The organism is Parafrankia soli (assembly GCF_001854695.1).
Lineage (GTDB): Bacteria > Actinomycetota > Actinomycetes > Frankiales > Frankiaceae > Parafrankia > Parafrankia soli.
Genome location: NZ_MAXA01000239.1, coordinates 40,493 through 56,475, shown reverse-complemented (window position 1 = coordinate 56,475; position 15,983 = coordinate 40,493). Strand labels below are relative to the sequence as shown.

General features: G+C 71.4%; 14 protein-coding genes and 1 tRNA gene. 4 read left to right on the top strand and 11 right to left on the bottom strand.

What is annotated here, in order from left to right; genetic code table 11:
• Positions 1–106 precede the first annotated feature (106 nt).
• Positions 107–182, bottom strand: a tRNA-Thr gene (locus BBK14_RS25675).
• Between the two features lie 323 nt (positions 183–505).
• Here BBK14_RS25675 and BBK14_RS25670 point away from each other — a divergent pair.
• Positions 506–1,573 (top strand): adenylate/guanylate cyclase domain-containing protein, encoded by a 1,068-nt coding sequence (locus BBK14_RS25670; RefSeq protein ID WP_071065813.1) that lies wholly within the window; start codon positions 506–508, stop codon positions 1,571–1,573.
• A 133-nt stretch (positions 1,574–1,706) separates the two neighbouring features.
• Here BBK14_RS25670 and BBK14_RS35900 read toward each other — a convergent pair whose 3' ends face one another.
• From BBK14_RS35900 to BBK14_RS25625, 10 genes are all read right to left on the bottom strand, one after another.
• Complete coding sequence (locus tag BBK14_RS35900; RefSeq protein ID WP_083391251.1) at positions 1,707–2,132, bottom strand: DUF3307 domain-containing protein; 426 nt, start codon at positions 2,130–2,132, stop codon at positions 1,707–1,709.
• A gap of 425 nt (positions 2,133–2,557) precedes the next feature.
• The gene (locus BBK14_RS25665; protein WP_071065812.1) at positions 2,558–3,031 is read right to left on the bottom strand and encodes a hypothetical protein; all 474 of its coding nucleotides are present in this window, start codon (positions 3,029–3,031) and stop codon (positions 2,558–2,560) included.
• A gap of 221 nt (positions 3,032–3,252) precedes the next feature.
• Positions 3,253–3,912 (bottom strand): DUF8175 domain-containg protein, encoded by a 660-nt coding sequence (locus BBK14_RS25660; protein ID WP_071065811.1) that lies wholly within the window; start codon positions 3,910–3,912, stop codon positions 3,253–3,255.
• Complete coding sequence (locus BBK14_RS25655; protein ID WP_049795875.1) at positions 3,909–4,280, bottom strand: hypothetical protein; 372 nt, start codon at positions 4,278–4,280, stop codon at positions 3,909–3,911. The genes BBK14_RS25660 and BBK14_RS25655 overlap by 4 nt, the downstream gene beginning before the upstream one ends.
• 59 nt (positions 4,281–4,339) lie before the next feature.
• Positions 4,340–4,933, bottom strand: a complete 594-nt coding sequence (locus BBK14_RS25650; RefSeq protein ID WP_012157834.1) for a GTP-binding protein — start codon at positions 4,931–4,933, stop codon at positions 4,340–4,342.
• Positions 4,914–5,306, bottom strand: a complete 393-nt coding sequence (locus BBK14_RS25645) for a DUF742 domain-containing protein (RefSeq protein WP_012157833.1) — start codon at positions 5,304–5,306, stop codon at positions 4,914–4,916. The genes BBK14_RS25650 and BBK14_RS25645 overlap by 20 nt, the downstream gene beginning before the upstream one ends.
• A gap of 34 nt (positions 5,307–5,340) precedes the next feature.
• Positions 5,341–5,751: a roadblock/LC7 domain-containing protein gene (locus tag BBK14_RS25640; protein ID WP_071065810.1), complete on the bottom strand. Its 411-nt coding sequence runs from the start codon at positions 5,749–5,751 to the stop codon at positions 5,341–5,343.
• Between the two features lie 3 nt (positions 5,752–5,754).
• Complete coding sequence (locus BBK14_RS25635; RefSeq protein WP_071065809.1) at positions 5,755–8,817, bottom strand: sensor histidine kinase; 3,063 nt, start codon at positions 8,815–8,817, stop codon at positions 5,755–5,757.
• Positions 8,818–9,054: 237 nt separating this feature from the next.
• Positions 9,055–10,479 (bottom strand): helix-turn-helix transcriptional regulator, encoded by a 1,425-nt coding sequence (locus BBK14_RS25630; RefSeq protein WP_071065821.1) that lies wholly within the window; start codon positions 10,477–10,479, stop codon positions 9,055–9,057.
• A 613-nt stretch (positions 10,480–11,092) separates the two neighbouring features.
• On the bottom strand, positions 11,093–12,358 hold the full coding sequence (locus tag BBK14_RS25625; RefSeq protein ID WP_071065808.1) for a sensor histidine kinase: 1,266 nt from the start codon (positions 12,356–12,358) through the stop codon (positions 11,093–11,095).
• Between the two features lie 1,193 nt (positions 12,359–13,551).
• Between BBK14_RS25625 and BBK14_RS25620 the strand changes: the two genes are divergently transcribed.
• The 3 genes from BBK14_RS25620 to BBK14_RS25610 are packed head-to-tail and all read left to right on the top strand — an operon-like array spanning position 13,552 to position 15,982.
• Positions 13,552–13,830, top strand: a complete 279-nt coding sequence (locus tag BBK14_RS25620) for a hypothetical protein (RefSeq protein ID WP_071065807.1) — start codon at positions 13,552–13,554, stop codon at positions 13,828–13,830.
• Positions 13,827–15,158: a glycosyltransferase family 2 protein gene (locus BBK14_RS25615; protein WP_071065806.1), complete on the top strand. Its 1,332-nt coding sequence runs from the start codon at positions 13,827–13,829 to the stop codon at positions 15,156–15,158. Before BBK14_RS25620 ends, BBK14_RS25615 begins: the two co-directional genes overlap by 4 nt.
• The gene (locus BBK14_RS25610) at positions 15,155–15,982 is read left to right on the top strand and encodes a 3-keto-alpha-glucoside-1,2-lyase-like domain-containing protein (protein WP_071065805.1); all 828 of its coding nucleotides are present in this window, start codon (positions 15,155–15,157) and stop codon (positions 15,980–15,982) included. The genes BBK14_RS25615 and BBK14_RS25610 overlap by 4 nt, the downstream gene beginning before the upstream one ends.
• Position 15,983 lies beyond the last annotated feature (1 nt).

Below are 15,983 nucleotides of genomic sequence, written 5' to 3'. Positions count from 1 at the left end.
CTCCTTCGTCGGTAGACGTGAGCAACCCCGAGGGACCTACCCCCGACCCCGGGGAGTCACCAGGAGCGGAGGCCCCGCCCCTTCATCGCATCAGAGGCCATCTGCCTGGAGCCGGCGAGGGGACTCGAACCCCTAGCCGCTCGATTACAAGTCGAGTGCGCTACCAATTGCGCCACGCCGGCCAGCGATCCCACGATACCGGACGGCTCCCGCGCCTCGGCCGATCGCAAGGCATCGCGCCCTCCGTCGTTGGCCGCCCACCCGACAGTAGACGATCTTGCTGGACGCGATCCCGCCGGCGCCCCTGACAGGGAGACCGGGCCTCTCGATCATCCCCTGCGTCCGGCGCCGGCGTGGTCGTATCCAGTTGCGCAGGTCAGGGCGGCATTCTGGAGCCTTTCGTGGTCCCCGGCGGAAATCAGCACAGTAAGAGGTGGCTTCCCCGCTATGATTCCGCCGTACCCGCCGCACCAGCGGGTCGGAGGGGGATGGACGTACGGTGCAAATGGAAACGACGACCGTGATGGTCGTGGATCTCGTGGGTTCGACCCGCGCCATCGCGTCGGTACCGCAGATGCGCATGGATGAGCTCATGGCCGAGGCTGTCCTACCGATTCGCCGGGTTGTCGAGGAGACCGGCGGGGAGATCATCAAGTTCACCGGCGACGGCTACATGACGGCTTTCCGGTCGGCCACCCGTGCGCTTCACGCTGCCGCCCAGATCGCCGATCTGYTCATCGCCGGCCCACGGCTGCCGATCGGCGAGTGGCTCGAGGGCTGTCGGGTCGCTATCCACACCTGCGACACGACCAGGTTCGAGGATGACCTGCTCGGCGAGGGTGTCGTCGTCCCGGCGCGGATGGAGAAGTACGTTCCGACGAACGCCGTGTACGTGACGTCGACCGTCCGCGATGCCGCGAAGTCGGCGGAGTTCGACTTCGAGCCGGTCAGCGAGCTCGTCCTCGGGGGGATACCGCGTCCCGTCCAGGTCCACCRCCTTGTTACCGAACGCTATCGCGGCATCGAGCGCGACACCTTCCTCACGGTGACCGATCTGGTCGGTTTGAACGCACTTGCGGCACGGGTTTCGTTGACCGCGTTGAATGAACGGCTTCGAGACTGGGTCTCTATTCACCGCGAAGCGCTGGGCGCGACCCGGGGCCGACTCCGGTCCGTCGCCGGTGACAATGTGTTGTCCACGCACGGCAGCGCGGACGAGGCAGTGAGTTTCCTCCTCACGCTCGACCATCTGGCGCGCGCTCGGAGAATTGCCGGTGACGACGGCCGGCCTCCGTTCACGTTCAGCGCGGTCATCGCGCACGGGGATCTCTTCGTCCCCGATTTCGGGCTGGCCGGCCCGCTGGTGAGCAGCACCTGCCGGACGTTACAGGTCCTCGAACCCGGCACGAAGATCATTACGGACGGGGTCTTCCAGGGCCTCACGTCGGAGCGGGGTGTCTTCGGCCCCGAGTTGGCCCCCGTCCCGGGCGGTCTCAAGGATGGCTACCGCCTGCTCATACATCCCGGAAGCAGCCTCGCGGACGGAGACGGCGAGCCGCTCGCCGCGGGGTGACCACCACCGCGAGGCTCCGACGGCCCCGGTAGACGACCCGTGTCCGGTGATCCACCGAGGCCCCGGGCCTGTGTTTCCAACCGCGTACATATTCAGGGCCACGCATGATTTTCCGGCCCGATACCGTGACGGATCAGCTCAGGCCCGCGGCCAGAAGGGCACCAATGAACAGACATCCAATATGTAGTGACTGATCGGCCAGGTAAATTCCGTTGAGGCCGCCGCTTTTCAGCTCGGCGAATCGGGCCGCTCCCGATCGGCGCAGCAGCCAGCGTACCGGCCACCTACGGTCGATAAACCCGTGTGTGACGATGGACCAGCCCAGCGCGGCTATCGCACCCGGAAGACGCAGTGGTACGTCTATAATCAGGAGACTCGCCAGGGCCGCAGCGACGCACAGATGGTAAGCGAATAGATGACCGGTCATGGCGCGGGCGGCGGGCCATCCGCGGCCGCCCTTCTCGGCCGCCTGTCGATCCGTCTGCGCGACATGATCACCTAGKTGATGGCCCGTAAATAAAGCAATGAACGCGGCACAGAACACCGTGGCATCAGTCATCGACGTGGCCCCCTCCCGCCGAAATAACAGTAGGGCACACCACGGCAGAAGATCGGGACTTCGGGCCGGAAGCGGCGATTTACGACGCTCCAGGCTGGCGCCCCGGGCAGCCAGCCGCTCGCACGTCCCACCCCCGRCCAGGAGGACAACGACACCGGGCCGGGTCCGCGTCCTCGAAATTTCGGAACATCCGCCATGGATAGGGCAAAAGCCCCGCTCCCGCATGACCCGGGAACACCCCGACCACAAAACTGTGGCGGGTGAGTGAGTCCATGGACTCACTCACCCGCCACACATCGAGCGGCAGTGCCTCCAGCCGGCGGGCACGACCGTCACCGGGTCGTGGCCGCGGCCCTCACCAGCCGGCGGGTGTGACTGGTCACCGGCCGGCGGGTGTGATCGTTACCAGGTGATGGGCGTGGTTGTCACCGGGTGGCGGTGGAGGTGACCGGACCGGAGAACAGGACGTTCCCGTTCAGGTCGTAGCCGGTCGCCGTTCCGGTGGAGCTGAACGCGTCCCGGCTGCTGAAGGTGGCCGAATGCCGGATGTCGATGGAACCGACCACCGTTCCGTTCGGGCCGGGCAGGGTCCGGACGAAGGAGTAGGTGAAGGTCTTCGATCCGGTCGAGTGCCAGGAACCCCAGAAGGTCCCGCTCGGCGTGGCGACGGCGAAGCGGCTCTTCGGCAGGAACAGCATCTGGACCGACTCGGTGGCGCCGAGTGCCGTCGTGGCCGTGCCCGTCCAGTAGCCCACCGGGCTGTAACCGCCATCATGGGAGGTCGTGCTCRCGGCTCCGGCGACCGGCGCCACGCCGACCGCCAGGGCGAGCGTGCCCGCCAGAACCGCCAGCAACAGCGCCGCCCGCGTGGAGGCGAGACGGACGCGAGGTCGCAACATACAGGTTCTCCTTTGCCGTGGACATCAAGGTGCCTGAACACCGCCGACCGGCTTGAAGAAGCCCCGGAAACACGGTTCCGCGTGCGCGCTCAGGCAGCGCCGCGCACGTGCGCGTATCCGGGACCAGGAAACGGGACACCACCCCCCGGCCGTGGTGTTGGGGGTTCGTGCCGGCATTGCTGGCAAGAACCCCCGACCACACGGCTGGTAGGACCCGTCGGTTACGGGACTGGGAAGCGGAACTCCGACGGAAAGCAACTGAAACCGGAGACATCGTCACCCAGGCAGAATGCGTGTGTCCAGTCCCCCGAGGGCGGATCGACCACACGCCAGTCGGCGCCGACCCAGCTCACCTCAACCCGCATCGTCGTCGTGACCGCGTCGCCGCCGTCCACAGAACGGGTGAGGAGGTATCGAATCGCCGCTTTCCTGGACGAATAGCGCTCGACTTCCCATCCGATGATCTGCACCTGGTACCAGGAGGTACCATTCGGTCCGCTCCCACCCCCCGGGACGGGCTTTCCGCCGACCGCGCCGGCCGCGCCCCCAACACCACCAGCACCCCCAAAACCCCCAAAACTGCCAACGCCCCCAACACCCCCAACACCCGTGGCGCCGACGGTGGAGGTCGCCCGGTGCGCAAGGTTGATCGCGGCGATGACGGCACCCAATGGTGAGCGCTCGAATCCCGCGACGACGTGCTCGCCCAGCACCCGCGGACCGGCGGAACGACTGCACGGCAGCCGTGCGCCGTCCGCGTGGTCATAGAAGAAGACGTCGGCCATGGTGACGGCACGATATCTCGTCCAGGTGCGGAGCAACAGGTAGGTGGACACCCCGAAGACGACCGCGGCCTCGGTCGTCAGCAGGAGGAGGGTCATACGATTCCCCCAGGCGCGATCTCCCGGCAGCCGGCGGGTGGTGGCAGGTCGGCCGGTGGCAGATCGGCGAGCTCGGGATGCCGGTCCGAGCCGGCGGCCATCCGGGCCGCGGCGAGCAGAGCCCGGGCGACCTGCGCCCATTCGCTGCTGTCACCGCCGACGGCACCCCGGATCGTCTCCAGGCTGTGCAGTTCGTGGGAGAGCCCGCCGGCCACGTAGGCCGGCATCCGCACCATGACTGCGGGGCGCTGGCTGTTCGGCGGATCCTCCACCTCGATGGGATGCTCCCAGTCGACATAGATCTCCATTTCGACGCCGGGTACCCGGCTTTTGCGCGGACGCGGCGCGTCGAGGTCATGGCTGGGCATGTCCACCTCCTGGCGTCCCCCCGGCTGATCAATCCGCTTTCCTGGTCGGGCCGGGCCCGTCATGGCTCGTCCGGCAGGTCGCCGGAGAGAGCCAGTTCCAGTGCGTGGCGCACAAGATGGACCAGGGTCGTCTGCGCGCTGTCCGGGCGCCGGGCGTCGCAGTACATCAGCGGCCGGTGCGGCGCCAGGTCCGCCGCGTTGCGGACCATGGGCAGCGGGTACTCGTAGGTGTTCGCGTCGAACCGGTTGACGGCCACCAGGAACGGGACCCGGCGGTTCTCGAAGAAGTCGATGGCGGGAAAGGAGTCTGCCATCCGCCGGGTGTCGACGAGAACGACCGCGCCGATCGCGCCGCGGACGAGCTCGTCCCACATGAACCAGAAGCGGTCCTGGCCGGGCGTGCCGAACAGGTAAAGGATGATGTTGTTGCTGAGCGTGAGACGGCCGAAGTCCATGGCGACCGTGGTGGTCGTCTTGCCGTGCACGGCGCTGGTGTCGTCGACGCCGAGGCTGGCGCTGGTCAGCGCCGCCTCGGTGGTGAGCGGCTCGATCTCGCTCACCGACCCCACGAACGTCGTTTTTCCTACTCCGAACCCACCGGCGACGAGAACCTTGACCGCGGTGGGCGCCCGCTTAGAGACGGGTGAGACCATGCAGAACCCTCCGTAGGAGTTCCGGACTGGGCCGATCTGGATTTTCGGGGCGGTGGACGGAGACCATTCCGTCCCGCGCCATGTCGTCGATGAGGACCCGAACCACCATCAGTGGCAGCTTGAGCCTGGCGGAGATCTCGGCGATCGAGTGGATTCGCATGCACAGGATCGCGATGTCGTGTTCCTCGGGGGCGAGCCGGCCGCGCCGCCGGATCGCCGCCATTCCCGAATCGGTCGTCGCGACCAGCGCGACGAGCTCCAGCGGGACGGCGGGCGCGGTGCGCCCCCTGGTCACCGCGTAGGGACGGACCAGCGGCTCGGACTCATCCCAGCTATCGCCCAGTCCTGTTGACCCGGACCAGTCGCCAGCCACCCTGTTCCACCTCCCTGCGTGACGCGGTGCGAGCTCAGGACGGAAGGGCAGCCCGCATCTGGTTGCGCAGCTCGGGGGTCAGGAACCTGCCGGCCCGGCTGACGAGATGGGCCATCTCGTAGGCGATCTGGCCGACGTCGGCGTCGGCCCTGCTGGAGACCGCCAGGCAGGCGCTGTGGCCCACGGCGGTGATGAACAGGTAGCCGTTCTCCATGTCGACCATGGTCTTGTTGACCTGGCCCCAGCCGTGCTGCCGCGCCGCGCCGCGGGCCAGCGCGTCGAATCCGGAGGCGACCGCCGCGAGCTGGTCGGCCGCGGCCCGGTCGATGCCGGTGGAGGTGGCCAGCAGCAGGCCGTCGGAGGACAGGACGACCGCGCAGAGGATGTCGGGGACCGTCTCGCGAAGTCGGTCGAGCAGAAAGGACAGGTCAGGCTGTCGGGGCATGGCTCATCTCCCGTCGAGGTCGTCGGCGTCGCGCATGCCGCGGTCGAAAGCGGTGGTGAAACGCTGGGCGAGCGCGCGGGCGGCTTCGGGGTCGGGCGCGCTGGCGGCCTTCTGCGGCAGCCGCTCGCCAGCGGGGTCGTCGCGCAGGCTCTTGGCGAGGTGCGCGCCGCGCTGCCGGCGCGGCAGGTCCTCGAGCCGCGGGTGTCCGCCGGGGCCGGGTGGGCCGGCCAGCGCCTCGGCGCCGTCGTGGCCGCGCAGCGGGCCGAACAGCGGGTCGAACAGTCCGCCGTCCGCCAGGTCCGCGGCGCTGTGTGCGGCCATCCCGCCGGGACGTCCCTCGGGCCGGCGGCGCGGCGCGGCGTCGAGACCACCGTCGACGAGACCACGTCCGAGACCACCGTCGAGCCCGTCGTCGAGACCACCATCGAAGCCCCTGTCGAGGCGCAGGCCGCGTGGGTCCTCGAGCTGCCGGTCGGCCAGGTCGCCGCCGTGGCCGCCGGCCGCGCGGGCGTCGCCGTACCGGCCGGCGCGGGAGTCCGGCCCGTAACCGGTGGCCCGGGGATCGTCGCCGTACCGGCCGGCGCCGGTGTCGCTGCCGGGACCTCCGGTGCGGGGATCGTCCTGATAACCGCTGCCGCCGGGGTCGCCGCGGTAGCCATTGTCGCGGGCGTCACCGCCGTAGCCGGCCTGGCGCGCCTCGGCACCGTAGCCACCGTCGCGGCCATCGTGCGGGTCACGGGGGTCACGGGGGTCACTGCCGTAGGCGGCCGCGCGCGGGTCCTCCCCATAGCCTGCCGCACGCGGGTCCTCCCCATAGCCTGCGCCGCGGGGGTCGCCGTGCTGGCCACCGAACCTGTCGTCGCTACCACCGGAACGAGCCTCGCCAGGACGAACCTCTCCGGGACGGGCGTCGCCGCCACCGGGGCGGACGTCGGCGGCGGCCTCGGGCCGCAGGCGGGCGGACGCCCGGTGCGGAACCGCCGCGACCGCTCCGGCCAGCGCGAGCTCCTCGGTGGGGGTGGGCCCGGCCCGACGTCCACCGCGATCGCCCGGCGCGCCGGGACCAGTTCCGCTGCCGCCGCCGGCACCTCCGCCGTACACGGAGCCGCCCGCCGAGCCGCCCGCCGCGAGCGCCGCCGGCTGCCGGCTGCCGTTCGACCCGGCGGCCGGCAGCGATGCGGCCTGATGCGGGATCTCGGTGTGGATGAGCCCGGCCGGGATGATCGTGACGACGTGGACGCCCCCGTACACGCTGGGCTTGAACCGCACGGCGATCCTGTGCCGGGCGGCCAGCCGGGCGACGACGAACAGGCCGATCTGGCTGCCCTGCGTCGAGGCCTCGAACGGCGGCGGGTTGGCCATCCGGTGGTTGGTCGAGGCGTAGGAGGCCGGGTCGAGGCCGACGCCGCGGTCCTCGATCTCCACCGTCCAGCCCTGGCCGACGCGGCTGGCCTGCACGGTCACCGGGGTGTCGGGTGGGGAGAAGGCGGTGGCGTTCTCGATGAGCTCGGCGAGCATGTGGGTCAGGTCGCCGACGGCCGAGCCGACGATCTCGACGTCCGACGTCGGCAGGTGCACGTGTACCCGGGTGTAGTCCTCGACCTCGCTGGCCGCCGCGCGCAGCACCTGGACCAGGCGCACCGGCCCGCGGAAGGTGCGTCCCGGCTGGCCGCCGGCGAGGACGATCAGGCTCTCCGCCAGCCGCCGCATGCGGGTGGCCTGGTGGTCGACGCCGAACAGGCGGGTGAGGATCTCGCCGTCCTGCTGGTCGCGCTCGAGCTCGTCGATCAGCCGGAGCTGGCGCTGGATCAACCCCTGGGTGCGTCGGGCGAGCGTCTGCAGGATGGCGCCGACACTGCGGCTCTCCGCCACCTCGTAGGCCGCCGACACCGCGGACGAGTAGGTCACGTTGAAGGCACGGGCGACGTCGCCGATCTCGTCGCCGGCCGCGGTGGCGAAGGCCGGCGGCTCGGCGGCCGGGTCGATGGGATGTCCCTGCCTCAGCTTCGAGGTGACCGCGGGCAGCCGCCGCTGGGCCACCTCGAGCGCGCCGGACCGCAGCGCGCGCAGCGCGCCGACCAGCCTGGTCGCGACGCCGACGGACACCGCGATCGACAGGGCGACCACGCCGGCGGCGAGCAGACCGGAGAGCAGGGCGCTGCGCAGCGCGGCGTCGGCGAGCGAGGCGCTGCGGTGCTCCAGGTCGTCGACGACCTGCCGCTGCACCTTGCGGAGCTGCTCGCTCTTCGCGCCGCTCGCCGTCGCCCACGCGGTGAAGTCGATCCGCTCGCCGCGCAGCACCCGGTCACGCAGGTCGGTGACGGGGTTCAGCGTCGGGCCGACGACGGAGTCGTACAGGGCGAGCTGCTCGGGGGTGGCGGACGACCGGAACTGGGTCATCCACGCCGCCTCGGCGCCGATCGCCGACTGGACCCGGGTGGCGCTGTCGGGCACCGCGCCGCCGAGCACGGCCGCCGCCGAGACGTACCCGTACTGCTGGCTGATCGCCTCGCTGGCCCGGGACACCGCGGACAGTGCGGTGGCCCCGCGCACGACCTCGGTGTCCTCGCTGCCGATGCCGACCATGGCGGCGCCGACGTCCAGCCAGGAGGAGATCATCTGGTTGAAGGTGACGGTTCCCGGGCCGGGCTGAAGGGTCTGCGCGTCGACGCCGGCGCGCACCGTGGCGAGCCCTGCCATCTGGTTCCGCGCGGCGCCGACCGCGTCCCGGACCTGGTTGCGCGGGCCCGCCGGCAGTTCGTCGGCCGTCTCGGTGACGGTCGCGAGGGCCTCGTCGACCGGGCTGCGCGCGCTCGTCGAGCGGGCGGCGAACTCCCGTTCCCGGTAGCCGGAGCCGACCAGGCTGGAGACGGCGTACCGCTCGGCCTGCAGGGCGTAGACAAGATCGTTGACGTGGATGAGGAACCGGGCGGCGGTCCTGGTCTGGTCGCTCGCGCGCTGGGCCGCGAGCTGGCCGGTCACGACCCAGCTACCGAAGCCGACCAGGGCCAGCAGTGGCAGGAGCAGGACCAGAGTGATCTTGTACCGGATGGGCCAGTTCCGCACTCCGCCACCTCTCGTCGGGGACGCGGGGGTCCTCGAGACATCCAGTCGGCCGACGGGACCGGGGGGCGGCAGGAGGGGAGTAACCGCGCCCGGCTGCGGACGCACTGGGTGGCGTGGCGACCTCGCCCCGGCGCCAACAGCCACCGAGAACGACGCTGAGCAGCTGTTCCGATCCCGTCGGCAATCAGGACGCTAACCGTGAGAGGTGCTCTACCGGAAGAGTAATCATGTGACGCTTTAGGGACGTCGTGTCCTGTTCATGCCATTACCGCGCCCGCCGGACGCCCGATCGCCCGTCCGGTCGCCCGCGCGGTCGCCTCGACGGGCACCGGCGGCACCCGTCTGGCCAAGTCGTGCCACCGGACGGGCCGCGCCCGGCCCCGAGGAGGCGGCCGCGGGCACCGACGAGGAGGATCCGGCCGCCTGCGCGGGCGCCGACGCCGCTGATGCGGACGCGGTCGCCGCGGCGGGGTCCGACTCGGGCGACGCCGGAACGGGAACCGCTGGCAGGGCAGCCGCGCGGCCGCCCCGGCCGGCCGCGAGCGCCCCGCCGCGGACACCACCGAGAACCCCGCCGAGGGCGCCGTCGAGGCCGCCGTCGAGGCCGCCGTCGAGCGCAGCGTCGAGGCCGCCGTCCGGTCCGCCGTCCCAGCGGCCGGCGCCGGCGCCCCGGGGCAGGTATCCGGCGCGCGCGGCGGCGGCACCGAGTTGGAACCGGGTCAGCACGCCGAAGCGTTGGCACATCTCCGCCACGTCCCGTTTCACCGTCCGGTCGGAGACACCGAGCTCCCGGGCCGCACGGCTGTCGTCGAGCCCGCTGTCGAGCAGCTGGAGCAGGGCGCGCTGGCGGCGCACCGTCGCGGGCTCGTCGAGCTCGACCTCACCCGACCCGCGCCGCGCCGCCGCGTACTGGGTGCGGGTCACCATGTCCGCGATCGCCCGGACCAGAGTCGGGGCGACGACCGCGAACGCGCCGTCGTCGAGGTCGTCGTCACGCACCGGCACGAGCGCGGCGGAGCCGTCCCAGACGATCGCCCGCATCGGCAGTGCCGGCAGCACGTGGATCTGCCCGATCGGCGGCAGCCGCCGCCCCTGGTGCCGCCGGCGCGCCGCCGCGACCGCGCCCGCCGTCCACACGCTGACGACTCGCACGCCCCGGCTGGCGGCCGGTACCAGCAGGTCGGGGACGTCCCCACCGAGGCCGGGCGGCGGCGGCCCGGTCAGCAGGAACCGGACGGACTGGGTCGATCTGCGGGTCAGCTCCGCCATCCGGGGGAAGATCTCGTCGCGGGCGAGAAGCTGCACGCCCGCGTTGGTCCCCGCCCGGCGGCGGCCGGCGACGTAGTCGCCGAACAGGCCCGACCGGTAGAGCTGCGCCCGTTCGTCGGCCATCCGCGCCCGCTCGGCGACCAGCGCCGCCTCGCGCATGGCGTGGCGTGCCTGCAGGACGCGCACCGGGTCCTGCGGCTCCCACTGGTGGCCGACCCGGCGAACGAGACCCGCCTCCACCAGCCGGTCCATCTCGGCCTGGACAATGGGCTCGGGGCGGCGCAGCCACTCCGCGAGCAGGTCAACCCCGCAGTAGGGGTGGCGGGCCACCGTCCGCCACACCTCGTCGGAGAATTCGTCCAGACCCTCGAATCCGAGTTCGGACAGACGCACGCCCACCCCTCCCCGCGCAGCCGCCAGCCACAAGCGACGAACATTCCAGATACGTCCCGGAAACACTTCGCTGGATTCACGGGAAATCGCGGTGCGGGGCAGACCGAGAACCGCGCTGACGCGCCGATTACATCTGGTTACGGCAAGCTATACCACTTTGGGTGACTCTTCAACGGCTTTGCGCGAATTGCGGCAGGATCGACCGCGACACAACAACAGATACACAAAGATGATCGATTGTTTGACCTGTCATGTTCCTGCATGGTGCGCACGGACGATGAACCTGACCCCATCCGTAACATAGCGATAATTAAACCTATACACACCAACAGAAGCCCACCTGCGCTCCGGGCCGAGAGCGGCCGTCGTCGGCGCCTGGACCCGGCCCGTCCCACGCCACGGGCCCGGGGCGCACCGCTGAGGGCCGCCGCCAGGCGACCCGCTCCGGCCCCCGTCCACGCACAAAACCGTTACCCGCCCGTTACCGGCCGGACGGCCCGCGATCGGCCGGGAATCGACAGCGCGGGCTGGCAGACGCCCATTCCACGCGTCCGCCCGGGGACGCCGGAGGCTGATTTGAAGATGACGTCGATGATGACTGTCGCCGGAATGATCAGTCCGACTGTGTCTGTTCCCTGTCCCGCCACGGCACCTTCGCGATGACGTAGGTCGGCCCGCCGGGTGGGCTGTCCACGATCAACGTGCCGTCGATGGCGTCCAGCCGCTCGGTGAGGCCCGCCAGGCCGCTGCCCCGGCCGAGGCTCGCGCCCCCGCGGCCGTCGTCGGTTATCCGCAGCAGCAGGTTGTCACCGACCCGGCGCAGGTCGACCAGCGCGTCCGACGCCTGGCTGTGCTTGCTGATGTTGGTGAGCAGCTCGGCGGCGGTGAAGTAGACGATGCCCTCGATCGCCGGCGCCGGCCGCTCGTCCAGCTCGACCGTCACCCGGACGGGAACCGTGCAGCGCATCCCCAGCGACGGGATCGCGCCCGGCAGGCCCCGGTCGGTGAGGATCGCGGGATGGATGCCGCGGGCCAGGTCGCGCAGCTCCCGCAGCGCCAGCTTGACCTCGCCGTGCGCCTCCTCGACCATCTTCGCCGCGGTGTCCGGGTCGTCGGCGAGCTTCTCCCGCGCCAGGCCCAGCCCCATCGCGAGCGCGACCAGCCGCGCCTGCGCGCCGTCATGCAGATCCCGCTCGATGCGCCGCAGGTCGGCCGCGGCCGTGTCGACGACGACGCCGCGGTCGGCCTCCAGCTCCCTGATCCGCCGCTCCATCCGGTCGGACGGCGAGAGCAGCGCCGAGATCATCGCCCGGTCGACGGCCGCCAGTGCCCGGGCCACGACCGGCAGCACCGGCCAGCCGACGAGCAGCAGCACCAGCGTCACGGTGAAGGTGACGATCACCCATGGAAGCCGGATCACGAAGTACAGGGCGTGCCGCCAGCCGACCGGGTCCGCCACCGCGGCCCACAGTCGGCCGAAGGCACCCGTGGACGCCGACCGCGGCCGCGACGCCGTCGGAATGTGCAGGCCGAGGATGGCCCGGGCCCGGGCCCGTTCGACGGTGCCGAGCGCCCGGGTCACCACCAGGCCGATGGTCAGCAGCGGCAGGCCGACGACCGTGACCGCCATCCCCACGCCGACCGAGAACCAGACGACCACGAAGACGAACCCGACGAGGCCCGTCGGCAGGTTCAGCAACAGGAAGAGGACCCGCCGCCAGGTCCGGTTGTCGAGGGCGAAGACCTGCTCGGGCCTGGCGTCCACCCCGGCGCCGGGCTGATCGGGAACGGGCTGGTCGGGAACGGGCTCTTTCCCGGCCGGCGGGGCCACGGGCTGCTCGGTCCGTTGGTCCCGGGTCGCGTCGACGGGGCCGGCCACTGCTGGGGCTCCTCCCGGGTGTGCGGCGGCTGCACGGGGCAGGCTCAACTCTCGCGCCACTCCGTCTGGACGACACAGCCTGGACGACGCACAAGGACACCGTACTCGTTCAACAGGACAAACAATAGCGAGGGTTTCTATCCGCTTTACGGCAGCACCGAACGAGACCACATCGTGTGACGCGGGGGCCGGCGCAAGAAAATTCCTCAACCCCCTGCCACCACAGTCGCACGGCGTGTAAGAATAAGCGCCGAACAGGAAAGTAACGGGGCGCCCTCCCGCCCTGGTCCACTGAGGATTCAGCGAGATCGCAGCCGTCGCGTCTCGGCGGCCTGGCGGTTCCGGGAGGCATGGCTCCATGGGGGGAAATGATTTGGATCAGCAGAAACCCACGGGCGGCGATGTGTCGTGATGGTATCGCTCCGGCCCCGCCCACGGCCCACATCGGGCATACATCCGAGCTGCTCAGACAGCTTGCGGGGTGTCCCCTGGCCCAGCGCCGAGCGCGCTGCCGGGCCACAGTGAACCACTGCCACGCCGGCACATCCTGAGTCGCCGTACCGGGCGTTGTCCACTTTCGAAACGACCGCCGGCCGACCCGTCGATAGTTTTCTCCGGCCAGCGCTAAACCGCGCGAACCTGATTCCTCCAATCCGTTCCGGGGAATCAGTTGGACACCGCACCGGAATAGTTCCGTCGACATTTCTTGCGGCGCCGGCCGAATACACCGTCCAACGACCCGTGAGGGTGGCTGGCACCTGGGCGGCCGGCTGGCTGGCCGGGTCGTGATGCCTCGGCTGGATCCGTCCAATGGTCTCATCCGGGCCGGAGCGATCGGCTGACCCGGGCTCCGGGCTGACCCACCGACCGGCGCGCCACAGCGATCTCCCGCTGGAGCGCGGTGGCGGGGCTGGTCACGCCCGGTGCTCGTCATGCCCGGTGCTCGTCATGCCCGTCGCGCCCTGAGCTGGGCACATCCCGGGTCAAGGAACACCTGGGTTCGGCGCGTCCCGAGTTCGACGTGCCTGGGCTCGGCCCGCCCCCGGGCCTGGTCCCGGGCGTGATCGCGTCGAGACGGCCGGCGTCCGGACAGGGCGCAGGAGAACCGGCCGCCGGTCGTCGACCGGCCGCCACCTCCCGTGCGGCGACGGCCGTCCCGCCACCGCACGGACCCCATCTCGCACGGAGGAACCATGCACGTCCCCCTGACGTCCGGCGCGGCGCTCACCCGCGCGGGGCTCCCGCCCGCCCACCAGGCTCCCGGCGGGGCGGGCGGCGCGGCCCCGGTCGCCCGCGACGCCTCCCCGGACCACGCGACCGTGCTGCTCGATCTGCTCTCGGATCTGCTGACCAACCTCGTGGGCCTCGCCTTCGTGCTGTACATGACGGTCGGCCTGCTCGGGGTCCTGCTGGCACTGGCGCTGCGGGCCCGGCGCGGCGCGTCCCGGCCTGGTCCCGGAGCGGCGACGTGAACCTGCTCGACACCGACGGCCGCGACGCGCGCCTGCTCGCCGCAACCATGATCACCTTCGGGATGGTCTACCTGTTCGCGATGCTGGTGCTCTCCCGTGTCCACCGGCCCCGGACGGGCACGCCCCCCGACGGCCTCTTCTTCGTCTTCGTGATGCCCTGCCTCAACGAGGAGGCGGTCATCGAGGCGAGCCTGCGCCGGCTCCTGCTCCCCCCCGCCACGAACCGCCGGGCCCTCGTCGTCGACGACGGCTCGGACGACCGGACCTCGCTGATCGTCCGCGGGGTGGCCGACGACCGGGTGTGGCTGCTGCGCCGCGAGCCACCGGACGCCCGACGGGGCAAGGGTGCCGCGCTGAACGCCGCCGTGGCCCATCTGGCGACCCGCCCGGAGATCGCCGCCCGCGACCCCGACGACGTGATCATCGCCGTGGTCGACGCGGACGGCCGTCTCGACCCGCACTCGGTGGAGGCGGTCGCCCCCTACTTCGCCGATCCCCGCACCGCCGGCGTGCAGACGGGCGTGCGCATCAACAACCGGCACACCAGCCTGCTCGCCCGGCTCCAGGACATGGAGTTCGTGATCTACACCGATGTCTTCCAGCGCGGACGCGGCCAACTGGACAATGTCGGCCTCGGTGGCAACGGCCAGTTCGTCCGGCTCTCGGCGCTGCGGTCCCTCGGCGGCGACCCGTGGTCGCACAGCCTGACCGAGGATCTCGATCTCGGTGTCCGGCTGCTGCTGACGGGCTGGCGCAACCAGTTCTGCCCGCAGGCGGACGTCCACCAGCAGGGGGTCGTCCGGCTGGGACGGCTGCTGCGGCAGCGGTCGCGCTGGTTCCAGGGCCACCTGCAGTCGTGGGCGCTGATGCCCCGCGTGCTGCGGCAGGCGCGGGCCCGGGCGCTGCCCGACATGCTGTTTCACCTCTCCAGCCCGCTGCTGATCCTCCTCGCGTCGCTGCTGACGGCCGCCTTCGTGCTCAGCACGGTGGGCGTGCTGACGAGCTGGCTCGCCGGCGGGCCGGCGCCGGACCCGCGCTACTTCCTCGGCGCCTACCTGATGGCGGCGGGACCGGCGCTGGTCTGCGCGCTGATCTACCGGTCACGCGAGCCGCTTGTTGGCTTCGGCGTGGTCCGCCTAGCCGGCTATGCGCACCTCTACATGCTGTACGCGCTGGTGTGGTTCGTCGCCGGCTGGTGGGCGATGGGACGGGTGGTCAGCGGCCGGACGAGCTGGCACAAGACCGCCCGAACCCCGGAGAGCGCGCCACCCACGCCCCTCCAGCCGGTGTCCGCCGCTCCCGCCGCTCCCGAGGGACCGGACCGGTGAGCGCCGACCACGACCACACCGACCTCCACCACAGCCGCCACCTCGGCCAGGAGCGTGGCCGGCCCGGCGCCGGCCCGCCAGCCAGGTCCGCCGTCGGCTCGCCGCGCCCGCCGCGTCGGCGGGTCCGCCGCCGGTATCGGCTCGTCGTCCTCGCGCTGGTCAGCGCGGGCGGGATGGCCGCCCTCGCCGGGCTGTGGGCGGTCATCTCGCTCAGCACCGAGGACGGGCCGACCCGCTGGCGGGACGGGACCAGGCACGGCCCGTGGCTGGCGGTCTTCGACGGCTACGGCCGCACCACCGGGCAGCTCGAGGCCGGCGGCCTGGTGATCACACTCGCCCCCCGGACCGCCGACGCACCGGAGCRCACCCACGCCGGCCTGGTGGTCAGCTCGGAGCACTACGGCGACGTGCGGTTCACCACGCAGGTGCGCACCGTCCGCCAGCTGCGCCACGGCATCCCGGCCCCGTGGGAGGTCGGCTGGGTGCTCTGGAACTACACCGACCCGGCGCACTTCTACGCCTTCGCGCTGAAGCCCAACGGCTGGGAGCTCAGCAAGCAGGACCCCGCCTACCCCGGCGGCCAGCGGTTCCTGGCCAGCGGACCGGCGCCGCGGGCCCGCCTCGGCAGCTGGCACACGGTGGAGGTGATCCACGACCGGGACTCGATGGCGGTGTCCGTGGACGGCGTCCCCACGGTGCGGATGCAGGACACCGAGCGCCCCTACGTCTCCGGTGCCGTCGGCCTGTACTGCGAGGACTCCGTCGTGGCGTTCCGCGGGTCCGGCGCCCGCCACCTGCGCCCGACCGACCAGCCGCCGTTCTGAC